Genomic DNA, 22,909 nt, shown 5'->3' on the forward strand with positions numbered 1-22,909 from the left:
ACACGGCCGAAGGCCGCGTGACTCGCGCCGACGCCCTGCTCGCGCGGGTTGCGGCCCGCAAGGCTGAGCTACCCGCTTAGCAAGCGCCGCCATCGGCGGGCTTCCCTCTCCGGGGCTTTGCGCCTGAGGCAATTGTTATTACTATTATGAATAAGGGACTAGGCTGAGCGCCTGGTCCCTTCTTTTTTGCCGGGACACGGGACATGAATCAAGCGGCTTAGGAAATCGTCAGTAGCAAGCAGGTGGTCAGGTAGCACGTCAGATAGGTAGAACATCGTGCAGGTAGAACGTCATGCTACCTATCTGACGTGCTACCTGACCACCTACACAACATTCTAACGGCTGTTAAAGACTTCTTAAACAGCTTCAGTAACCAGCTTGGTTGGTGGTACTACCAGGCGCCTCCCCCGGAACGCCTGCACTGCTCCCGGCGTTACCGGCGTGCTTCTATTCATTAAACTCCTTTCCGACGTGTCATTATTCCGGTCTCCCCTTCTTTCTAATCTGTATTGCCTAGTCCTGTTCACGGGGCTGCTGGCCACCCCCGCCTGCAAATCGACCGTGGCCGAGCCCGCCGCCGCATCTGCGCCCGCCACTACGGTCCTCACCGGTAGCACGCTCATCGGCGAGTATAGCACGGCTACGCTGGCCGGCCGCGTGCAGGAGGTGCCGCTCGCGGGCTCACTGCTGCGCTATCCCATCCGGGTATACCGCCTCACTTACCACACCCGCACCCCCGAGGGTACCGAAACCACGGCGTCGGGCGCGGTGCTGATGCCGGTGGGCGCCGGGCCGTTGCCGGTGCTCAGCTACCAGCACGGCACGCTGGAGCCCAGCAGCGAGCGGCAGGCCCCTTCCTACTATGCTACCGGCAGCGACGTATGGTCGGTCGTGTCGGTGCTGGCCTCCACGGGCTTCGTAGTGTCGGCGCCCGACTACCTGGGCTACGGTGCCTCCAAGGCGCTGCCGCATCCGTATGAGCACGCGGCGTCGCTGGCCTCCGCCTCGGCCGATATGCTACGGGCCACGCGGGAATTTTGTGAGCAGCAAAAGCTGGCGGTCAATCAGAAGAACTTCCTGCTCGGCTATTCCGAGGGCGGCTACGCGACTCTGGCGCTGCATAAGCTACTGGAAGATAAATACGCTACCACCCTGCCCGTTACGGCCAGCGCCCCCGGTGCGGGCGCTTACCACAAAACGGCGTTTGCCCGCTATATTCTCGGCGCCACGCAGCCCCTCAACTTCCTGAGCTCCTACGTGTGGGTACTGCGCACCTACGACCGCATCTACGGCCTGAACCGGCCCTTCACCTTCTACTACCAGGAGCCCTACGCCACGCAACTGCAAGCCGACCCCTTCGCCACCGTGCCCAGCCAGCAGAGCCAGCTTTTTGCCCCGGCCTTCCGCCAAGCCGTGCTGAATAACTCCGACGCCCCCCTCTCCGCCGCACTAGCCGACAACGACATCTACGATTGGAAGCCCCGCGCCCCGCTGGCCCTCTTCCACGGCACCGCCGACGACTACGTGCCCTTCTTCAACTCCCAAGATGCCTATGACGCTATGCAGCAGCGCGGCGCCACCCAAGTAGAGCTGCACCCCATCCCGGGCGGCAATCACTTTTCGGCCGCCGCAGCCTATACGCTGGGCGCGTATGCGTTCATCAGCCAGTTTTGATAGCCGCTGGCGGGGGACCTCACCCCCGCCCCTCTCCAAAAGAGAGGGGAGCCAGACGACGCAGTAGCGCGAACTTTGTAGTTCGCGTCCACGCGCCGTTCGGGCAATTAATTCTGGGGTCCGCTGGGGATATGAACCATAGAGTCCGTGCTACGCTACACCAAACGGAAGGCGGCTCTCGGTTTTTCCTTCCCCTACCTGCTCACTACCTCATCGACTCGGTTTCCGGGTCAGGCACGTTGCGCTGCTGGGCCCGGTTGTCTTGGCCCAGGGCGGCGGCCAAGGGCATGCCGTGCACGTTGCTGCTGGGCGTGGTGTAGGGCGAGTGAATGTCGGCGTGGGCATCAATCCACACCACCCCCAGCGTTTTCTGCGGATATGCCGCCTTGATGCCGGACCCAGTACGGGGAGAGTACGGCCCGTGCATTCGTGAGCCCACGCTAAGTCGATCTACCACCGTAACAAGCTAATAAAAAAGCATAATACCTGGTTTAACACATTTTCTTGCCTTACTGCTCAGTAACTTTGTAGCCGAACTAAGTGAGGTTATTATACTCCTAATTCTACCACGGATTATCATACTCATATCTACTAAACCTCTAATTGAAGGTTTTCCTAAATGCCACAATTGAAGCCCGCTATTGCGAGTACGTCCGCTCCCGTTGCGAAAGCAAGCAATTATTTCCCAGCGCTGACCGGTATAAGAGCCTTAGCGGCTTTGATGGTCTTTTTGTTTCATGCAATTATGCTGAAACCAACCGACCACCTGCCTTTTCTGACCAAATGGGCATATCGGCTGGGACAGGAAGCTCACGTTGGGGTAAACATCTTTTTCGTGCTCAGCGGCTTTTTGATTGCAACCCGCTACAAGGATAGCCTAACACTAACTGGTGCGTGGTTTCGTCGCTATCTGCAGAACCGCTTCGCTCGCATTTATCCGATTTATTTTCTACTCACGGCCCTAACCTTTGGCGTTATGATGCTGCGGCCTACGCAAGCATTTTATGAGTGGCGGGAGTTTTTTCCAAGCTTCCTAAGTAAGGCTGTCTCGATAATAGCCAACCTGACACTCACTCGAGCTTTTTTCCAAGACTTAATGACCATCGGTGTGCCCACTGCTTGGTCACTTACCGTCGAAGAATCCTTTTATCTATCAGCTCCTTTTCTACTTATAGGTCTGTCCTACAGCCGTCGGCTGCTTTATCTCTATCCCGTTGTGTTCATCACGATGGGCTTGGTTTTAATACCGCTTAGCCATAAGATATTTCCGCATCTGGGCCTTTTCAAAACTCAGGATTTTATGCTTTCATCTACCTTTTTTGGTCGATGTACGGAATTCATCGTTGGTGTTGGCCTTTCTTATTGGGTATACCAGCAAAACTCTCGCATCAACGGTTATGCTACGCTACTCGGTGGGTTAGGCGTGCTTTTCGGAATGGTAGTGCTAGTCGCACTTTCTCTTTACCCGACCATCAGTTATTTATGGCACTTTTTCGTGTCGAGCCTGCTGCTTCCGTTGCCAATTGCGTTGCTATTTCGGGGGTTAATCAGTGAACATACCGGGCTACGAAAACTACTAGAAACCAGGACTTTTGATTTACTAGGCAAAAGCTCTTACGTGTTTTATCTGATTCATATTGGAGTGCTCGATACTTTCTTCATAAGCTATTTCACAGATAATTGGCTGGCGCGCTTGGTTTTTCATGTATTCGTTTCCATACTGCTCTTCAAGTACATAGAGGAACCTCTTCACAAGCGCCTGCGCAGCCGGTAACCCTCTACCTACTGACTACCTCATCGAGCCTTAGGCGCCGCTCAATGGCCTCGGTGGCGGCCTCCAGAATGTTGAAGGCATTCTTGGCCATCGTATTCTCGCTGTCGAGCGTGGGGTTGATTTCCACCATCTCGAAGCACACCACCCGGTCGTTCTCCAGCAGGGCCCGGCACAGGGCAATGGCTTCGGGCACGTCCAGGCCCAGCTCCACCGGCGTACCCGTGCCTTTGCTGAAGCGCGAATCCAGCGAGTCCACATCAAAGGAGATATAGACCAGGTCGCAGAAGCGCAGCTGCTCGTAGATTTCCCGGGCCACCTGCCGCGGGCCCTTAGCGCGGAACTCGGGCAGCTTAAAGTTCTTGATGCGGAGTTGGTCGATGATGGCATTTTCCTGCTCCTCGGTGTCGCGCACCACCACGTACACCAAGTGGTCGGCCGTGAGCTTGGGGCCGGGCTCGCCCAGGTTCTGGAGCCGCTGCCAGAAAAACTCGGTTTCCGGGTCGGGCACGTTGCGCTGCTGGGCCCGGTTGTCCTGGCCCAGGGCGGCGGCCAAGGGCATGCCGTGCACGTTGCCGCTGGGCGTGGTGTAGGGCGAGTGAATGTCGGCGTGGGCATCAATCCACACCACCCCCAGCGTTTTCTGCGGATAAGCCGCCTTGATGCCGGCAATGGTGGCGTTGGCATTGGAGTGGTCGCCGGCCAGCACCAGCGGAAACTCCCCGAAGCGCAGGGTTTGCTCGACGGCGCTGGCAATGCTTTTCTGCACCGTGTAGATGGAGTCGATGTGCTTGGCGAAGGGGAAGTGGTTTTTCTCGAACAGCACGTGGTTCAAGTCGGGCACCACTACGGAGTTGAATCGGCGGAAATAGTCACAGCCTTTGTTGAGGCAAGCCACGCGCAGGGCGTCGATGCCCATGCTGGCGCCACGCGTACCGGCCCCAAGCTCGGAGCGGACTTCCAGTAATTTGATGCGTTTCATCGGGTGGGAGTTTGGGTAGCAAAATGGGGCATCGTTCCAAAGCTTCTTAGTCAACACCTATCCGTTGATAGTTAACAGCTGTTCAGATGGGCACCGAGGCGCCACTTGCACGACTGATAACAATTAATTGATAACTGTTAAATAAGAACCCTTCGAGCGCTGCCTTGCGGCGGGTTGCCCCCTACCGTAGCCAAGTCGCTAACTTCCATCGTCACGATGCGAGGGGAGCAGATGGAGCAGCAGACTGTTCCGGACCTGTATATCTCCGCCCCGGCGGTACTTTTGATCCGCCGGCTGCAAAGGTCGGCTTTTCTCGCCGCATTCAAAAACCGAATGGATACTTATCACGACCTCATCTCCCAAACGTTCGATTTTCCCACGGCCGACTTTACCGTGCAGGACCACGAGCTGCGCTTTCACGACATTGACCTGATGGGCCTTGTCGCCAAGTATGGCACCCCGCTTCGCCTCACCTACCTACCCAAAATCAGCTCCCAGATTCAACGGGCCAAGAAATGGTTTGCCGATGCCATCGAGCAAACCAACTACCAGGGCTCGTATTCCTACGCTTACTGCACCAAGTCGTCGCACTTCCGCTTCGTGCTCGAAGAAGCCCTGAAAAATGATATCCACCTCGAAACCTCGTCGTGGTTCGACATCAGCATTATCCGCAACCTGCACGCCCAAGGCAAGGTCGACAAGCAGAAGCACATCATCTGCAACGGCTTCAAGCCTGAAGCCTACAAGAAGGAAATTGCCGACCTGATTAACGACGGGTTCGTGAACTGCATGCCCATCATCGATGCACCCAACGAAATCGAGTACTACCACGACCACGTGCGCGAAAACGTGAACCTGGGCATGCGTCTGGCTTCCGACGAGGAGCCGCGCTTCCAGTTCTACACCTCGCGGCTGGGCGTACGCTACGCCGACGTCATCCCGCTCTACGAGCAGCGCATCAAGGACGACCCGCGCTTCACGCTCACCATGCTACACTACTTCATCAATACCGGCATCAAGGACACGTCCTATTACTGGTCGGAGCTGAGCCGCTTCGTGCACAAGTATTGTGAGTTGCGTAAGGTGTGCCCCACCCTCACCACCATCGACATCGGCGGCGGCTTCCCCATCCAAACCAGCATCCAGCCCGAGTACGACTACCCCTACATGGTGGCCGAAATCCTGCGCACCATCCAGCGTATCTGCAAAGAGGAAGGTGTGCCCGAGCCCAATATTTTCACCGAGTTCGGCATCTTCACGGTGGGCGAAAGCGGCGCCATCATCTACTCTATTCTGGATGAAAAGCTGCAAAACGATAAGGAGCTATGGTACATGATTGACGGCTCGTTCATCACTAACCTGCCCGACACCTGGGCCCTGAACCAGCGCTTTATCATGCTGGCTGTCAATGGGTGGAACAAGAGTTACAAGAAGCTCCAGCTCGGTGGCCTTACCTGCGACTCGCAGGACTACTACAACGCCGAGAAGCACATTTACCAGGTGTTCCTACCCGAGCGCAAGCCCGCCGATGCGCAGCCGCTCTACGTCGGCTTCTTTCACACCGGCGCCTACCAGGAAAGCCTGAGTGGTTACGGCGGCATCAAACACTGCCTCATTCCCGCGCCCCAGCACGTCATCCTCGACCGCGCGGCCGATGGCACTCTCACCGATTCGGTTTTTGCGCCTCAGCAAGAAGCGGCTAGCATGATGCAGATTCTCGGATACCAATAATCCAATTTCTGCGTCAGGATTTTTCGCCAAACATAGCGTTGCGTGCTTATCTTTGAAGCTCAGCCCGTCATACCTCACCCGTTTTTTATAATTATGAAAAAGTTCGTATTACTCGCCGCCGGCTTCGCGGCCCTCTCGCTGGGCGCTTGCAACCGCCAGAAGTGCCCCGCCTACAGCAGCACCAAGGAAGCCAACCGTATTTCCTCGCCGATTACGGCCAGCACAGCTCAGAAGGTAGAGCGCCAGTAGTTTTACTTAGTTTGCATTGAAAAGGCCGGCCTCCGATAGGGAAGCCGGCCTTTTTTCTTTATACCAGCCCTGTAATAGAGTAGCTTTTTACTGTAATCTGAAGCACCTACACAAAAGTATCCGCATCAAGAAGGCGGTCATGCTGAGCGAAGCCGAAGCGTCTCGCTCGCTTCGTTACAATCATCTTGAGTACCGCTGCACGCGGGATGCTTCGGCTCCGCTCAGCATGACCGCTTGGGCAATACGCTATAGGTATGATTGGCCACTATAAGTACTCAAAATAACCTCCGTTGCAGCCCGCAAATCGGCCACACGGGGTGTGAATTCCACCACTTCCGTTTCACCCACCATGATGCCGCGCACCCCGATTTTGGCCCCGGCCTCCATGTCGCGGTACCGGTCGCCCACTATCCAGCACTGGGCCGGGTCGAGGTTGAAGCGGGCCACAGCTTTCTCGAACATGCCCGAATCGGGCTTGCGCAGAATAGATTCGCTCACGCTGGGGTGCGCCTCGCTGAAATAGAGGGCGTCGAGGGCATTGTCGCAAGCGGCTTGCAGCTTGGCGTGGCAGGCGCGCACCTCGGCGGCGGTGTAGAGCTTTTTGGCGATACCGGCCTGATTGGTGACCACGACGAGGTAGTAGCCAGCGGCTTTGAGGCGGGCGAGGCTTTCGGGCACGCCGGGGCTGACGATGAATTCATCTAGTTTCCACACGTAGTCGCCAATTTCGTTGTTTAATACGCCGTCGCGGTCGAGAAATAAGGCTTTGTTTTTTGTTGTCATTGCGGCAAAGCTACGGGCGAACTTTGCACTAACCTTCGCGCAACGACTTTATGAAAATTGCCATCATTGGCGGCGGCATCAGCGGCCTCACCCTGGCCTGGTACCTGCAAAAGGCCGGCGTGGCCTACGACCTGTTTGAGGCCGACGCCCGGCCCGGCGGCAACCTGCACAGCTGGCCCACCCCAGAAGGCTACCTGCTCGAAACCGGTCCCAACTCCCTGCAATTGAGCACTGAGCTGGAAGAGTTACTGGCCGACCTCGGCCTGAGCGACCAGATTGAGGATACCGCCGCCGTGAGCCAGCACCGCTACGTGCTGCGCGAGGGGCGCTATCGGCAGCTACCCAGCTCGCCTCCTACCCTGCTCACCAACGGCTTTTTCAGCCTGAAAGCAAAATGGTATTTGCTGCGCGAACTGCGCAAGCCCGCCGCCCCAATTGATACCACTGAAACCGTAGCCCACTTTTTTCGCCGGCGTTTCGGGTCCGAAATCGTGGATTATGCCGTCAACCCCTTCATGGCGGGCATCTACGCTGGCGACCCCGAAAAGCTGCTGCTCCACAAAACCTTCTCGCAGCTAGCGGCGCTAGAGCAGCAACACGGCTCCGTGCTGCGCGGGCTGGCCAAAACCGGCAAGGGCGCACCGCGCCGCCGCATTTTCACCCTCAAAAATGGAGTGCAAACCATTACCGATACCCTCGCCGCCAAGCTAACGCACTATCATTCCAATACGAAAGTGACGAGCCTGGCTCGCGCCGCCGATGGCACCTATCAATTGCAGCTTGCTACCGCAGCGGCCACATCGGGCTACACGCACCTCGCCCTGGCGCTACCAACCTACGCTGCAGCACCGCTCTTGTCGCCACTTTTCCCGGATGCGGCAGTGGCATTGGCGGCCGTGCATTACCCACCCATGAGCGCCGTGTACTCCGCCTACGACCGGGCCGCCGTGGCCCATCCGCTCAACGGCCTCGGGGCGCTGCATCCGAAGGTGGAGGGCACCTACGCAGCCGGTTCTATCTGGACCAGCAGCATCTATCCGCAGCGGGTGCCAGCGGGGCAGGTGCTCTTTACCACGTTTGTGGGCGGGGCGCAGTACGTGGAGGCCGCCCTGGAAGCCGAAGACACGCAGAAAGCCGCCGTCCACGCCGAGCTGGCCCGCTTTTACGGCATCACGGGGACACCCTGCTGGCAGGGGCGCTACTTCTGGCCTCGCAGCATTCCGCAGTTCGATGAGCAGATTGTGGCGGCCCATGCCGCCGCGGCCGCGCTCGAAACGGATAATATCGTGGCCGTGGCCAACTGGCGGGCCGGTGTGGGCGTGCCCGATTGCGTACGTCATGCCCGGCACGTAGCCGGTGCCTTAGCGGCTAGGTAGTAATTACTTCCCGGTGGCACGCCGCCGTTACCGCAACACCACCTTCTAATTTAATGGCCTGTTAGGGGCTAAGGGGCTGCTCGGCCATGCAGCTTCGTGCCACGAAACCCTATCTTTGACCCCATGAGCGCAGGCCTCGTCCTAATCCCAACGTACAACGAACACGAAAACGCGGAGCTAATTATCCGAAAGGTGATGTCGTTGCCGAGGGACTTTGATGTTCTGATTATCGACGACGGCTCGCCCGATGGCACGGCGGCCATTGTGCGGGGGCTGCAAGCTGAGTTTCCGAACCGCTTGTTTCTGGAGGAGCGTAGCGGCAAGCAAGGGCTGGGCACGGCCTACATTTATGGCTTTCGCTGGGGACTGGCGCACGGCTATGAGTATGTATTCGAGATGGACGCCGACTTCTCGCACAACCCCGAGGACCTGCTGCGCCTGCACGACGCCTGCGCCGTCGAAGGGTTCGACATGGCCATTGGCTCGCGCTACGTTCAGGGTGTGAACGTGGTGAACTGGCCCATGTCGCGGGTACTGCTCTCGTATTTCGCTTCGTGGTACGTGCGGGTGGTTACGGGCATGCCCATCTGCGATGCCACGGCGGGGTTCAAGTGCTATACGGCGCGGGTGCTGCGCGCCATCGACTTGCCCAATATTCGCTTCGTGGGCTACGCCTTTCAGATTGAGATGAAGTGGCTGGCCTACCAGCTGGGTTTTCGCATTAAGGAAGTGCCCATCATCTTCACCGACCGGACTCGCGGCACGTCCAAAATGTCGAAAGGCATTGTGGAAGAGGCCTTTTTCGGCGTGCTGCAAATGAAATTCAGCAGCTGGATGCATCCCCTCAAACCGGTAGCTAAGTAAATGGAACGCAGTCTTTGCGACGTTGTGAGTGCGTCGCTCGGAACGTTGCTCATCGCGCGTGTCGTTCAATGAGGCGAAGCAAAGGCTGCGCCCTACACTATCTTGCTCCAACGCATGGAAAACTCCCCCCTGTTTTGGTTTGGCTTTAGTGCTTTTGTTATCGGGCTGCTACTGCTCGATTTATTGGTTTTCAACCGCAAGGCTCACGAAATAAAGCTGCGTGAAGCCTTGGGCTGGAGCGCCTTTTGGGTAGCTCTTTCGCTGGGGTTCAACGTGGTGGTGTATCGCACCATGGGCCATCAGGCCGGGCTGCAATGGCTCACGGGGTATTTGGTAGAGAAGGCCTTGAGCGTCGACAACCTCTTTGTGTTTCTGCTCATCTTCAGCTATTTTAAAGTACCTGCGCAGTACCAGCACCGCATCCTGTTCTGGGGCGTGCTGGGGGCGCTGATTCTACGGGCCGTATTTATTCTGGTGGGCGGGGTACTACTGGCGAAGTTTCATTTTCTGGTCTACCTGCTCGGCGCCTTCCTGGTATACACCGGCATTCGGATGGGCTTTAGCGGCGACGAGCCCGAAATTGACCCCGAAAACAATCCTGTGGTGCGTTTTCTGAGCCGGCACCTACCCATTACGCGGCAAATGGAAGGCGGCAAGTTCTTTATCAAAAAGGACGGCCTGCGCTTCGCTACTCCGCTTTTCGTGGTGCTGGTGATGGTGGAAACCACCGATGTAGTGTTTGCGGCCGACTCTATCCCGGCCATCCTGGCCATCACGCGCGACACGTTTGTGGTGTTCACCTCCAACGTGTTTGCCCTGCTCGGGCTGCGGGCCATGTACTTCGCCCTGGCCAGCATGATGCGCCTGTTTCATTACCTGCACTACGGCCTCTCGCTGATTCTGGTGTTCATCGGCACCAAGATTCTACTCGAAAATATCCTGCCCATTCCCATGCCGGTGGCACTAGGCGTGGTGGGCGGCCTGCTGGCGCTGAGCGTGCTAGCCTCAGTGGTGTGGCCGAAGCGGGAAGCGTAAGGCGGCACCAATGATAGCAAAACGTCATGCTGAGCTTGTCGAAGCATCTCTCCCGCTTCGTTTATGCGGCTCAAACGAAGCGGGAGAGATGCTTCGACAAGCTCAGCATGACATTCCAGAACTATTTTGAATAGTCATTATTGTCTACAGATCCTAATTCAGGGACAAGTCGCTTCCATCCTGCGGGTGCTACTTTGGCACCTTAGCCGGGTCTACTTCGGGGGCGCCAGCATTCACGCCGGCATCGGGGGCGGCGCCGGTGTTGAGCAGATCAATCAGGTTGAGGGGCTCAAACTGACTGGAATCGGCGGCTGAAGTCGTACGCGTGGTGTCGGGCCGGGCAGAGAAATGCATGTATTGGCGGGCCGGACCATTGAGACTTAGGGAGTAGGGCAGGTTTTCGCGGTCGTTGGAGGTGATGAGGCCGCGGGTGGCCATGATTTCGGCAATCAGGCGGAAGAAGTAGCGGGTGCTGCGGCGCAGGTCGCCGTAGGCATCGAAAGAGTAGCGGGCGTATTTAGGCTTGGGAATGATGCTGGCCAGGTAAAGGCTTTCGGCCAGGTTCAGCTCGTTGGGGCGCTTGCCGTAGTAGAACAGGGCGGCATCTTTTACGCCGTATACGCCCCGCTTGCCGCTGGGCCAGCGGTACTTGCTCGGGCCCCACTCAATGATATTGAGGTAAACTTCGAACATGCGCTGCTTGCTGACCAGGTGCGTGTTTTCCAGCAGCCACACGATGAGGGCTTCCTCAGCCTTGCGGGCTACGGTTTTCTGGCGGGTCAGGAATACGTTTTTCACCAGCTGCATCGAGAGCGTGCTGCCGCCCCGGGCGAAGCGGTGCTCCTTGATGTTCTGAATGGCCGACTTCACAAAGGCCTTTTCCATGAAGCCTTTGTGGGTGAAAAAGCGCGGGTCTTCGGCCGTGGTGATGGAATGAATGAGGTAGGGCGACACCTCGTTGTAGGGCACGAAGTCGGGATTGGGCGGCCCGACGGTGAAGCTGCGCACCGAGTCGCCTTTGTCGTTGTAGGCGGTGTAGCGGAAGGCGGTATTCAGCTTGTTCAGGTTCTCCTCGCCAAAGCTGGTGATTCGAAAATCCTTGCCTTTTAGGCCCGAATCAAACTTAAGGCTGTCGACATTGGCCATATCGAGGCTGGCGCTCATGCGGTAGGTGAGCGTGCCGGTGCCGCGGGTGCCCAGCACTTCGTCGAAGATGCCGGTGGGCAGGGAGGCGAAAAAGTCGTTGGCGGGGGTTTCAGCCGATGCTACGTTGATGCTCACGGCCCAGTTGGGCTTCATCCGCACGTTGATTTCGGGGAAGAGTACCAGCTTGTTGACCGTGACCTGGCTGCCCTTTTCCAGGGCGACGGTGCCGCGGCCCAAAGTGGTTATAAAGTCCAGCGAGCCGCGCTTCACTTCGATTTCATCGCCAGCCAGCTTGGGGTGGTAGAGGCTAAAATTGCGGGCGGCCACCGAACCGCGCATGGTCAGCTTGCCGCCGGTGTCATCCTCCTCAAAATCCTTGCTGTCGAGGCGTACCAGCACGGTATCGAAGCTGACCAGGGCCCCAAACCGGCGCGGCACGTAGGGCAGCTGTACCGAGCTGCCCACCCCAAACACCCGCGCCGTGAGGGCATAGTCGCCCGGCTCGATGTGCCCGCTGATGCCCAGCTCGTTGGTCACCGAATCGATGTTGGCCGTGAGGCGGCCCTTGATGTCGCCGTCTTCTATTTTAAGCTCGGGCAGGCGCAGCAATGCGGTGTGCCGCGGGCTCACGTAGCTAACCAGAAAGTCTCTGAAAAATGCCTCGCCAGGTACGTTGTCGAAGCTGGTTTCGAGCAGCTGATTCAGCAACAGGCCGTAGTTGGTGCCCTTGGTGGTGTCGCGGGGCGCGGTACTGGTTTTGGACTTCTTTACCAGGAAGCCGTAGTTGTCGGAGGTGGCGGTTTTGCGGGCCGTGAGGCGGGCCGTCATGATTTCGAGGTCGCTGAACACCGGTCGGCCCGCGAATAGCGACCGGACACTAAGACCAGCCTGCAGGCGCCTGGCGATGAGCAGGGTGTCGGTGGGCGTGGCGCGGGGCACGAGGCTCATGCCAGCAATTTCCACGGTTTTAAAGCCCGCGAACCTTGCTGGACCCAGCGTGAGAATCACCGGGTATTTGCGCTCAATCTTGGCCTTTACTTCGCCGAGCGCATAAGTCAGGAGCTGCTGGCGCTTCCACTGAAAAACGGCGAAAGCGACCAGTAGCAGCAAGCTCAAGCCGCCCAGAATGCCAATGAGAAGTCGTTTGGTGGAAGGTGAAATACGCACGGAAATCTGTAGAGTGGGCTAGTTAGCCAACGTCAAAGGTAAGAAGAACGGTAGCGTGAAGCAGCACTTTACCGTGTTGAGTTGGGAGTACGGTGCAGGTTAGGCGGGCAATATGGGCTAATGGAGGGACGTTTTCGTGGTCCATCGGGCCCCAAAAACCCCGCTGGCAATGCGGCGCGCTGCGTATGGCCCGTACTTTTGCCCCATGCCTAGTTCCCTCACTGCCCTCTCGCCCCTCGATGGGCGCTACGCCCGCGCCACGGCTTCGCTGGCCGCGCGCTTCTCCGAAATGGCCCTGATTCGCTACCGCGTTTTGGTAGAAGTTGAATACTTTATTGCCCTGGCCGAGCTGCCGCTGCCCCAGCTGCAAGGCGTGCCGACGGAGCTGTTTCTGGCCCTGCGCGACATCTACGAGAGTTTTACGGAAGCCGACGCTAAGGCCGTTAAAGCTCACGAGGCGGTGACCAACCACGACGTGAAGGCGGTGGAATATTTCCTCCGCGACCGGTTCACGACGCTCGGCCTGGGCCGCTTCGTAGAGTTTATTCACTTCGGCCTCACGTCGCAGGACATCAACAACACGGCCATTCCCCTGAGTTTTCGGGATGCGCTGATGGGTGAGCTACTGCCCGCCTACGCCCAGGTGCACAACGCCCTGGCCACCCGCACCCTGGAGTGGGCCGCGGTGCCCATGCTGGCCCGCACCCACGGCCAGCCGGCGTCGCCCACCCGGCTGGGTAAGGAAATTGGAGTGTTCGTAGCCCGGCTCGATGCCCAGGTGGCGCAGCTGGCCCAGGTGCCATTCGGCGCCAAGTTTGGCGGGGCCACCGGCAACTTCAACGCCCACTTCGTGGCCTACCCGCAGGTGGACTGGCACGCCTTCGCCACCACCTTCGTGAACGACCGGCTGGGCCTGGCCCGCTCCTTCCCCACCACCCAGATTGAGCACTACGACCACCTCGCGGCCCATTGCGACGGCCTCAAGCGCCTCAATACCATTCTGCTCGACCTGGCCCGCGACGTGTGGCAGTACATTTCGCTCGGCTACTTCAAGCAGACCATCAAGGCCGGGGAGGTGGGCTCCTCGGCCATGCCGCACAAGGTGAACCCCATCGACTTTGAGAACGCCGAGGGCAACCTGGGCGTGGCCAATGCCCTGCTCGAACACTTCGCCGCCAAGCTCCCCGTCTCCCGCCTGCAGCGCGACCTGACCGACTCGACGGTGCTCCGCAACCTGGGCGTGCCGCTGGGCCATATCCTCATCGCTCTTGGCGCCCTGCAGCGCGGCCTGGGCAAGCTGGCGCTGGATGAAACGGCCCTGCACAAAGACCTCGAAGCCAACTGGGCCGTGGTGGCCGAAGGCATTCAAACCATTCTCCGAAGAGAAGCCTACCCCGACCCCTACAACGCCCTCAAAGCCCTCACGCGCACCGGCGAGGCCATTTCGGCGGCCAGCATCGGCGACTTTATCAATGGGCTCGACGTGAGCGAGGAGGTGAAAGCCGAGCTGCGCGCCATCACACCGCACAGCTACGTGGGCGCTTGAGGCGGTAGGGGCGCTTTCGGTTCCTCCCCTTGGGATAGCTACCCCAAGTTGCGAAGTAGCCCCGGAGGGGCGTCCCATCGGTAGAACCATCCGCATTGCCGAATGAAGAAGCCCCAGCGGGACGACCCAACCAGTCCAGGAGGGTCGCCCCGCTGGGGCTTTGGTTACCCTTTCCAACTCCCTACTACCGAACTACCGACGGGACGCCCCTCCGGGGCTCACGTACCCTACTCCGCAACTTGGGGTAGATAATGCGGGGCGAATGGGGCCGCCCCCGGCAAACAGATGGCTGAGATTGAGCATACGCCCGCCGAAAGCCGGAAAAAGACTACCGACGCTCGATAAAATCACTTCAGACGACCATCGGCAGCCTTCAAACGACCATCGGCAGCCTTCAAACGACCATCGGAAGGCTTCAGACGACCATCGGCAGGCTTCAGACGAGTATCGGTAGTCTTCAACCGATTGTCGGAATACTTCAGACGACTATCGGCAGGCTTCAACCGGCTGGCGGCAGGCAGCGCCGGACAAACGGCAGGGGGTAAATGATGCCCGGCCGGCGACGCCCATGCCGCGGCGACGGGCCTGAAATTAACGGCTTGCAACGGTTCAGATTATTTTGCTATCTTCCTGATGTCGTAGGTCCCGCCGGTCATTAGGGTTCGGCTGTGGGTGCCCCCTGCGGGCTACTATCTTCCCACCCCTTTGCCCCTGTCATGAAAGACCCGGAGCCCCAACGCAACGGTAGCTTCTCCGATGCCGACCTCGCCGCCGAATGCACTGAAAAGCACGACGCCCTCCTCGCCAACCTCCCCGCCCTGGCCGCTGAGGGGCTGACGCAGGCCATGCTCACCGCTTTTCAGCAGCAGATTAAGGCCTTCCAAGCCCTGCCTACTGATGAAAATATGCTCTACGCCATCGGTACGAACACCGGGAAGCGCGACGTAGCCCTGGAGGCGGCACGCACGGGCCTGCGACATGCAGCCAACCCCATCGACCGAGCCTACGGCGACCGTTCGCCCGAATACCGCAGCCTGGCTGTGGGCAACATCAGCCGCAAAACTGTGCCCCAGGTACTGCAAACTCTGCTCACGGTGCCCACCGTGGGCGCGGCCTTCGTGAACGACCCCAAAGCCGTAGCAGAGGGCTTTTCCGAAGCCCGCCTCACGGCCCTGGCCCCCCTCTACACGGCGCTGTTTGAATGGGAAAGCAAGATGCACGCCGCCGAAACGGCCCGCACCACCGCCACCCGCACCCGCGTGCTGGCCTACAATGCCCTCAATACACTATGCAGCAACTACTGCGCCCGGGGCTACGACCATTTTGTGGAGAAAGACCAGCAGCGCGCCCAGCTGTTCGTGCGCAACCCCGCCAGCGAGGACGGCAGCAGCACCACCCCCAACGAGCCGCCGAACGCATAAAACCTTTTGAATAATGCGGGCAACAGCTCTGGCAGGGATGCCTCCACGTTGTAGATTACATCCCAACGGCCACTTCCTCTCGGAGGAAGTGGCCGTTGCAATTTACCCACTTCATTAATAATAGTAGTGGGCGCCTTACCTATCAGCATCACCAACCAGATTCCAACGACCTGGAATACGACCGGGCATTTGACTTGATTCAATGTCCTGGGCTGCGGCGGCCTTATGCGCGGCAGCCTCTGGTGCAGCGGCCGCTTTTTGCTTGTAAACTTTATTGTCCCGTATTTTTACCGCTTCATCCGCTTCCCAGCTCCCGTGCCCCACCTCCGCGACAACGTTGTTGTTCACTCCGACTGCCGCCACTTCCGCGGCGACCTCCCCTGCCGCCCCAACAAAACCGAGGGTTATGTTTGCGCCGGCTGCCCGGTGTATTCGCCCGTAACCCAGCGGGTGCTCATCATCAAGCTCGGGGCCATCGGCGATGTTATTCGGACCACACCACTGCTGCGGCGACTGCGCCAAGAGCGACCGGGGTGCGCCATCACCTGGCTCACGCTCACGCCCGCCATTCTGCCCCAGGGCGAGATTGAGGAGATTCTGAAGTTTGACTTTGCCAGCGCGTTGCAGCTCCAGGCCCGGCAGTTCGACGTGGTCATCAACCTCGACAAGGAAAAGGAAGCCTGCGCCCTGCTCAACAACATCGAGGCTAAGGAGAAATTTGGCTACGCCCTGCGCCCCTTCGACGGCGTGGCTTGGCCCGTGAATAAGCTGGCCGAACACAAGTTCCTCACCGGCGTCTTCGACCAGGTCAGCCAAGCCAACACCAAACCCTACGTGCAGGAAATATTCGAGCTGTGCGGCTTCGATTTCCGAGGCGAAGAATACGTGTTCGACACCCACGACGACAAAGGCTACGACTGGAGCCAGCTCCCCACCGCCACGCCACGCATCGGCCTCAACACCGGCTGCGGCGACCGTTGGACCACCCGCCTCTGGAGCGACGAGAAGTGGATAACCCTCATCCAGGGCCTGCAATCGGCCGGCTACACACCCGTACTGCTCGGCGGCGAGGCCGAAGACGCCCGCAACCGCGTGCTGCACGCCGCCACCGGCGCTGCCTACCTGGGTACCTTCCCCCTCCCCCAGTTCATCAATCTCATGCATCAGATGGACGGCATCGTGACCCAGGTCACGATGGGCATGCACATCAGCATCGCCCTGCGCAAGCCTACCATCTTAATGAACAATATCTTCAACCCCCACGAATTTGACCTCTACGGCCGGGGCCAAATCGTGCAGCCCAACAAGGACTGCATCTGCTTCTACCGGGGCACCTGCAAGCTAGGCACCAGCTGCATGGAAGACTTACCAGCGGAGAAGGTATGGCAGGCCGTACGCGAAAGCGTACCGGTAGTATAAAGTGCGAATTGCTACAGCTTTGTCGGTATGTAATTCCTAACTCCCTCCTGCCACCTGTTTCAGCGCCGCCACCATCACCGGCCACGAGAATAGCTTCTTCTGCTCGCGCACCCCAGCCGCGAAAGCCTCCCCCCGCTGCTGCGCGTAAAAATCAAATATGGCGTCGGCAATGGCCGCCGGAGTAGGCGGCACCACGTAACCCACCACGCCAGCCGGAATCAGCTCGGCGAGGCCGCCTACGTCCGTCACCAGCATGGGCCGCTCGAAGTGATAGGCTATTTGCGACACCCCGCTTTGCGTAGCATTTTTGTATGGTTGCACAATCAAATCCGAAGCACAGAAATAATCGACGACCTTTTCATTGGGAATAAAATCGGTGGCCCTGATTATCCGGTCTTCTAATTGATGCCGCCGAATCAACTCCTCATAAGGCGCGGAATCTTCGTAAAACTCGCCGGCAATAATTAATTTAATTGGCAGCGTCGCTACGCGCTTATCGGCAAATGCTTCCAGCATAATATCCAAGCCCTTGTACGCCCGGATAAAACCGAAGAATAATAAATAACCCGCCGTGTTCGGCAGACCCAATGCGGCCAGCGCATCGGCCTTGGGCTTTATCGGCCCGAAATTATCATACAGTGGATGCGGCCGGTATTGCGCCGGCTTCTGCCCGAACCCCAACTGCTGCAAATCTGCCAATACATGGCGGCTCATGGTTACGAATCCATCGCAGGCACTCAAGAAGTAGCGTGTCAAAAGCTTATCACCCGGCCGCTTTTCGTGCGGAATGACGTTGTCGGTAATGGCCACCACCCGCGTGTGACCATTGCCGCGCACCAGCCGCGCCACCGTCCCCAAAGCCGGCCCCATAAATGGCAGCCAGAACCGAAACACCACCATGTCCGGCCGCTCGGCGCGCATTTTCCGCCCCACCCGGAGCCAGGAAAGTGGATTAACCGAATTCAAGCTCACTTCAATCGCCAAATCCGTCGGCCCCGCCTCGGTGCTAAACTGCGTCTGACCGGGGAACAGAAAATCAGGGTATTGCAGCGAAAATGTCACAATGCGCGCCTCGTCTCCGCCTTCCTGAAAAGCCCGCGCCAGGCGCTCATTATACGTAGCCAGCCCACCCCGCAGGGGATACGCCGGTCCAATTATCACAACCTTCATTTCATTTACCAATTAACATTTATCACGTAACACGCTTCGAATCTGAGCAGCTGCTACACGGTAATCGATAAATGTTTAATGAAATTAATTAAGCGTTTCCCGCACCAGATAATCATTGCGGCGCGGACCATTTAGCTGCACCATTTCCGCCAGAAAGCCGGCCAAAAATAGCTGCACGCCCACAATCACCGCCACCAAAGCCAGAAAGAATAAAGGTTGGCTCGTGACATCGCGTGCTCGCAGGTTGTGCAATGACAGCCAGACTTTCTCGCCCGTCAGCCAGAGTGTCAGCACCATTCCAATGAAGAACGACAGCGTGCCCAGCGTACCAAAAAAGTGCATCGGCCGCCGCCGAAACCGGCTTACGAACGTGATGCTGGCCAAATCCAGAAACCCGTAAATAAACCGCTCCAGCCCAAATTTGGTCACGCCGTATTTACGCTCCTGGTGCTGCACCACCTTCTCCCCAATTTTCCGAAAGCCATTCCATTTGGCAATAACCGGAATGTAGCGGTGCATTTCGCCGTACACCTCAATGCTCTTCACCACGCGCTGGTCGTAGGATTTTAATCCGCAATTGAAATCGTGCAGCTGAATGCCCGAAATCCACCGCGTCGCGCCATTGAATAGCTTGGTGGGAATAGTTTTCGACAACGGGTCGAACCGCTTCTGCTTCCAGCCACTCACGAGGTCAAACTTATCCTCTGTAATCATGCGATACAGCTCGGGCAATTCCTCGGGCGAGTCCTGCAAGTCCGCGTCCATAGTGCACACCACCCGACCCCGCGCCGCCTCAAAGCCCACGTTCAGGGCCGCCGACTTGCCATAATTGCGATTGAAGCGGATGCCGCGCAGGGCGGCATCCTCCGTAGCCAGCGCCTCAATCACGCCCCAGGAATCGTCCGTCGAGCCGTCGTCGATTAGAATCACCTCATAAGTCAGCCCACGCGCTTGTAGCACCCGCGCAATCCAACGCGTAAGCTCGGGTAAGGATTCTGCTTCGTTCAGCAGAGGAATAACGATGGATATTTCCACCGGAAAAGCAGCGGATGATTTATTCAAACTCGGGTTTTGAATGCTTAAGAAATGCCGATGCGACTAACGCCAGCACTACGCCCATGAAAAGAGTTAACAGCACCACGATGACCATCATAAAGGGTCCATCTATAAACTTGCCCGCCATGGCCATGCTCTGGTCAATCTGCTCATCTGACAGGCCACCTTTGGCCTCCATATCAGCACGTGCTTTGTCCATTAGCCGTACCACCACATCGGGGTCGATGAAATTCATATACACATAGGAAAAAATAGCGCTCAGCGCGCCCACCACGGCAGAAATAATAGCACCGATACCCACGCCCTCCCCAAAGCTCATAAAGCCCTGATTACTCTCCTTAAAATACCGCATGGCCAGCACGATACCCCCGACCAACACTAGCGAACCGACAAACCGCAATGGGCTTTGGTCCATGCTCGTGGCATACAGTCCGAAGGAGACAAGAATACTAATCAAGCCCGTCAACAGGCCATAGCGAAATCCCACTGATGTGGTTGATACGGGAGCAGCGTTTGTTTCCATTGTTATTACGTGAAGTGCGCCGAAAGATAAATCGAATTATTCACGCAGAAATATTCCGCCCGGCAAGGCCAGTACTAAGCCTAGCAGCAGTACCTGAGTGAAATTGCCCGTGGTCATATCACCAACTGTGAGGCTTTGCACGTTGCGAATTTGCTGTTCCGCCTCCCGAGCGCTAAGCTTCACTTTGGAATTCTCGCGCTGCTGAACACGGACTATTTCCAGCACTTCGGCGCGGTGACGGGCCAGGGCCTGCTCGCCTGCTCCATATGCTAAGCCTATCAGACTAGCTACCGAAATCAGCGCCGCTAACAACGCCGTTAATACTCCCACCCCCAGCGAGCGGACCAGCCCAGGCTTTAGGGGATGCACTTGGCGTCGTAATAGCCATTCGCTTGCTAACGCGGCCAACGGCACCAATAGTTGGGCCATTATCTGCTTTGGGCCAAAGCCATTGCTCCCAGTCATTTGCAGCCCCACCATCCACAGCCCACATACCACTCCAACTCCCCCGCCGAAGCGTAGCGCCAGCCGTATTACCGGCGCCCAGTAATTATCTGTTTCGGGGGTATTTGGAGAGATAGAAGAAACAGCCATAAACAATGTATCAATGTAAGCGGCAAGTTACGCTCCATATTCGCTCCAAACAGGCAAATTTGTTCTTATAGTAACTCCCTACGCAGCAACAATAGCCTTATTAGCTCCCGCCTTCTGCCTGCTAAACCGCACCAAAAGAGCCTCTATCAACAAAAACCCCAATGCGAGCACTAAAAAGTAACGCCATAATGGCTGCCCCGTTTGCTCGGCCTTAAACTTGGCCAGACCAACGCCACCAACCCCATTATCTAGCACCCGGATATTGGGCCGATTAGTACCAACCAGCTGCCGCAGTTCATCCGCGGAATACGCTGCCAACTCCGACTCACGCTTATTTTGATTGAAGGCCAAAGTCGTCAGCACTTTCCCCCGCCGCTGCACTTGGTAAAAGCCTGGTGCATCCATGCTCACTGGCAGATCCAACCGCACCTCCTGCCCCACCACACGCTGTGCCGGAATCAATGTCAAACTATCCTTCACGAAGCGAAATTGCGCTTCATCTGCTTGGTTACTCCCATCCATGGCCGGGTTTACTCCAGTTGGCAACTGCAACGCTACTGTTCCCTGCGTCAGCCGGTAAGCCGGTAATTGCTCATTGCGGTAGCTCATCATGGCCATACGATACATTACCGGCACGAACAGCGCGTGGGCGACAAAGTCAGAATATTCCTTAGCAAAAGGTGCCGAAAACACATAAACGCGGCCTGACCCACTCGTGAAATTGGCCAAATAGCTCTCACCATCACGTAATCGCAGAATATCAGTTCCCGTCCGCGCCCACCGCAGCACTGGCGCCACACGCGGCATCGTCACCGTCCGCTGCCGGGCGCCAAACACATCCCGAAAAAAGGGTTCCTGCGCATTTGGCATCGCTACCTCCCGTAGCTCCGGCGTAGCCGCTTGGTTCTCCCATTGCACAGTCCCCAATCCCAAGTCCTTAAAAAGCTGCTGATATGAGCTACGTCCAGCAGTCAGCACCGAAGGCACTATCACGACACTACCTCCACGTTTCACCACGGCCCGCAACTCATCCCGCAAACCAGCATCCAACTGGCCAACCTCTCGCACCAACACCAAATTTGCCTGCCGCACGGTACCGAAATTTACGTTTTGAGGCTTCGCGAACGAGTAGCTAAACAGCGGCTCATTTCTATAGAGCTCCTGAACCATTGGCTCCGGCCCAATTTCCACAATTCGGATGGCTGCGGCTGGCTGTAGAGTAAAGTAGTAGGTATTGTCAAAAGCGATTGGCACATCTTCCGTCACAACCCGACCCAGCGCGAGAGCCTCATTACTTACCTGCACTTGCACTACCGAAGTGACCGCTCGCCCTGGCTCTACTGTCAGTCGGAATGCTGCTACCTGCTTACCACTCAAAAACACTTTCACCGGGCAATCCCTAGCAGTCAAATTTCCTCCATTCTGCAAGCGCACGTGTAATCCCACATTCACACGTGTCCGAATGAAGGCATCATCTATCCATACACTATCTACATACACGTTACCTGTTTGCTTCCCCACCAGCGGTACCAGAACCACTTCCCGCCGCCCCAATCCATCCAATATCTGAGTGTTGAACGCATTTTTCTGAAAATCAGAAAACATGTATAGCAACCCATTCTCGGGTGCTGATGTACCAATACCTTGGTCTATTTTAAAAAGTGAGGTCTGGGCAGCCAGCTTCAACTCATCTAGTTTATTCTGAAAACCAGCCCGAGTTGTGGCTGCACTACGATTGTTAACTAACCTCAACCTCTCACCAGACCTCGCTAACTGTCCTAAACTTCGCGCCTCCGCCACAGCTTCACTAAAAAGAGAACTCTGCGTCACCCCAGACCGCTGCATACTAAACGAATTATCCACCAAGATATCCGTACCAGCTAAGCTCGCCCCCCGTTGACTCTCTTCAGCAGAAATAAATGGCTGGCAAAAGGCAAGCACCAAAGCACTCACTCCTAAAACCCTTGCTAACAGTATCAACAAATGTTGTAACTGGCGCTGTCGCACCGTCACCAACTCAACCTCTCTTATAAAAGCTGTATTGGTAAATAATAGTCGCTGTGGCCGACGCAACTGGAGTAAGTGAATAACAACAGGAATAATAATTGTCAGAAACCCCAGCAGAAACCACGGATACATTAACTGCATACTCTAAATTTTACTAAGCTAAAACCGTTCGACATAGGGCAATATATTCAAAGAGCAAAGATGGCCAAATTAGTTGCGTTAGTACTTTAAAGTTCACAGTATAGCAAACAAGAATGTTTATCAATTTGAACAACAGCTGTTTAACAAATTGTCCACGTATGAAAATCATAAAATGTTGCGTAAAAAAGAGTTCGTTTCAGTACTGAGTAAAACGCAAACTGCCCCTGCGGCTGGTGAAAGCGGCAGGGGCAGTT

18 protein-coding genes and 1 pseudogene are annotated in these 22,909 nt (G+C 57.1%); 10 read left to right on the plus strand and 9 right to left on the minus strand.

Annotated features, from left to right (window positions below):
- The first annotated feature begins 471 nt into the window (after window positions 1–471).
- Entirely contained in the window at window positions 472–1,674 is a 1,203-nt protein-coding gene (locus tag WX88_RS24640) for an alpha/beta hydrolase family protein (protein ID WP_082116292.1), read from the plus strand.
- A 220-nt stretch (window positions 1,675–1,894) separates the two neighbouring features.
- Here the strand turns inward: WX88_RS24640 and WX88_RS31050 are convergent.
- Window positions 1,895–2,077, minus strand: a pseudogene (locus WX88_RS31050) (arginase family protein); the annotation flags it as partial.
- 216 nt (window positions 2,078–2,293) lie between these two features.
- On the opposite strand from WX88_RS31050, the gene WX88_RS24650 reads away from it, so the two are divergent.
- Complete coding sequence (locus tag WX88_RS24650; RefSeq protein WP_072053105.1) at window positions 2,294–3,448, plus strand: acyltransferase family protein; 1,155 nt, start codon at window positions 2,294–2,296, stop codon at window positions 3,446–3,448.
- Between the two features lie 4 nt (window positions 3,449–3,452).
- Here WX88_RS24650 and WX88_RS24655 read toward each other — a convergent pair whose 3' ends face one another.
- Window positions 3,453–4,427, minus strand: a complete 975-nt coding sequence (locus WX88_RS24655) for an arginase (protein WP_046247100.1) — start codon at window positions 4,425–4,427, stop codon at window positions 3,453–3,455.
- A gap of 333 nt (window positions 4,428–4,760) precedes the next feature.
- Between WX88_RS24655 and WX88_RS24660 the strand changes: the two genes are divergently transcribed.
- Both WX88_RS24660 and WX88_RS30520 read left to right on the plus strand, forming a co-directional pair.
- Window positions 4,761–6,158 (plus strand): type III PLP-dependent enzyme domain-containing protein, encoded by a 1,398-nt coding sequence (locus tag WX88_RS24660; RefSeq protein WP_046247113.1) that lies wholly within the window; start codon window positions 4,761–4,763, stop codon window positions 6,156–6,158.
- A gap of 93 nt (window positions 6,159–6,251) precedes the next feature.
- Entirely contained in the window at window positions 6,252–6,407 is a 156-nt protein-coding gene (locus WX88_RS30520; protein WP_156176416.1) for a hypothetical protein, read from the plus strand.
- Between the two features lie 246 nt (window positions 6,408–6,653).
- On the opposite strand, the gene WX88_RS24665 is transcribed toward WX88_RS30520, so the two are convergent.
- Window positions 6,654–7,190 (minus strand): D-glycero-alpha-D-manno-heptose-1,7-bisphosphate 7-phosphatase, encoded by a 537-nt coding sequence (locus tag WX88_RS24665; RefSeq protein WP_046247101.1) that lies wholly within the window; start codon window positions 7,188–7,190, stop codon window positions 6,654–6,656.
- Window positions 7,191–7,240: 50 nt separating this feature from the next.
- On the opposite strand from WX88_RS24665, the gene hemG reads away from it, so the two are divergent.
- The 3 genes from hemG to WX88_RS24680 all read left to right on the plus strand — a co-directional run bounded on the left by hemG (window position 7,241) and on the right by WX88_RS24680 (window position 10,465).
- The gene (hemG, locus tag WX88_RS24670; RefSeq protein WP_046247102.1) at window positions 7,241–8,566 is read left to right on the plus strand and encodes a protoporphyrinogen oxidase; all 1,326 of its coding nucleotides are present in this window, start codon (window positions 7,241–7,243) and stop codon (window positions 8,564–8,566) included.
- A gap of 123 nt (window positions 8,567–8,689) precedes the next feature.
- Complete coding sequence (locus WX88_RS24675; protein ID WP_046247103.1) at window positions 8,690–9,430, plus strand: polyprenol monophosphomannose synthase; 741 nt, start codon at window positions 8,690–8,692, stop codon at window positions 9,428–9,430.
- Between the two features lie 114 nt (window positions 9,431–9,544).
- Window positions 9,545–10,465, plus strand: a complete 921-nt coding sequence (locus WX88_RS24680; protein ID WP_046247104.1) for a TerC family protein — start codon at window positions 9,545–9,547, stop codon at window positions 10,463–10,465.
- A 189-nt stretch (window positions 10,466–10,654) separates the two neighbouring features.
- Here WX88_RS24680 and WX88_RS24685 read toward each other — a convergent pair whose 3' ends face one another.
- A complete protein-coding gene (locus tag WX88_RS24685; protein WP_052733076.1) occupies window positions 10,655–12,778 on the minus strand; it encodes a biosynthetic peptidoglycan transglycosylase in 2,124 nt (707 codons plus the stop codon).
- A gap of 205 nt (window positions 12,779–12,983) precedes the next feature.
- On the opposite strand from WX88_RS24685, the gene purB reads away from it, so the two are divergent.
- The 3 genes from purB (at window position 12,984) to WX88_RS24700 (ending at window position 17,164) form a co-directional block, all read left to right on the plus strand.
- The gene (gene purB / locus WX88_RS24690) at window positions 12,984–14,324 is read left to right on the plus strand and encodes an adenylosuccinate lyase (RefSeq protein ID WP_046247105.1); all 1,341 of its coding nucleotides are present in this window, start codon (window positions 12,984–12,986) and stop codon (window positions 14,322–14,324) included.
- A gap of 716 nt (window positions 14,325–15,040) precedes the next feature.
- Window positions 15,041–15,745, plus strand: coding sequence for a hypothetical protein (locus tag WX88_RS24695; protein WP_046247106.1), 705 nt, complete (start codon window positions 15,041–15,043; stop codon window positions 15,743–15,745).
- A 315-nt stretch (window positions 15,746–16,060) separates the two neighbouring features.
- Window positions 16,061–17,164 carry a glycosyltransferase family 9 protein gene (locus WX88_RS24700; protein ID WP_046247115.1) on the plus strand — a complete coding sequence of 368 codons (1,104 nt, stop codon included), beginning with the start codon at window positions 16,061–16,063 and terminating at the stop codon, window positions 17,162–17,164.
- Window positions 17,165–17,200: 36 nt separating this feature from the next.
- Here WX88_RS24700 and WX88_RS24705 read toward each other — a convergent pair whose 3' ends face one another.
- From WX88_RS24705 to WX88_RS24725, 5 genes are all read right to left on the minus strand, one after another.
- The gene (locus tag WX88_RS24705) at window positions 17,201–18,334 is read right to left on the minus strand and encodes a glycosyltransferase (RefSeq protein WP_197076933.1); all 1,134 of its coding nucleotides are present in this window, start codon (window positions 18,332–18,334) and stop codon (window positions 17,201–17,203) included.
- A gap of 84 nt (window positions 18,335–18,418) precedes the next feature.
- Entirely contained in the window at window positions 18,419–19,396 is a 978-nt protein-coding gene (locus WX88_RS24710) for a glycosyltransferase family 2 protein (RefSeq protein WP_046247108.1), read from the minus strand.
- The gene (locus WX88_RS24715; RefSeq protein WP_197076934.1) at window positions 19,389–19,877 is read right to left on the minus strand and encodes a DUF4199 domain-containing protein; all 489 of its coding nucleotides are present in this window, start codon (window positions 19,875–19,877) and stop codon (window positions 19,389–19,391) included. Before WX88_RS24715 ends, WX88_RS24710 begins: the two co-directional genes overlap by 8 nt.
- Window positions 19,878–19,949: 72 nt before the next feature.
- Complete coding sequence (locus WX88_RS24720; RefSeq protein WP_082116293.1) at window positions 19,950–20,507, minus strand: DUF4199 family protein; 558 nt, start codon at window positions 20,505–20,507, stop codon at window positions 19,950–19,952.
- 78 nt (window positions 20,508–20,585) lie between these two features.
- Window positions 20,586–22,655: a BatA domain-containing protein gene (locus tag WX88_RS24725; protein ID WP_046247111.1), complete on the minus strand. Its 2,070-nt coding sequence runs from the start codon at window positions 22,653–22,655 to the stop codon at window positions 20,586–20,588.
- Window positions 22,656–22,909 lie beyond the last annotated feature (254 nt).

It is taken from the genome of Hymenobacter terrenus, assembly GCF_000972495.1.
Classification (GTDB): domain Bacteria; phylum Bacteroidota; class Bacteroidia; order Cytophagales; family Hymenobacteraceae; genus Hymenobacter; species Hymenobacter terrenus.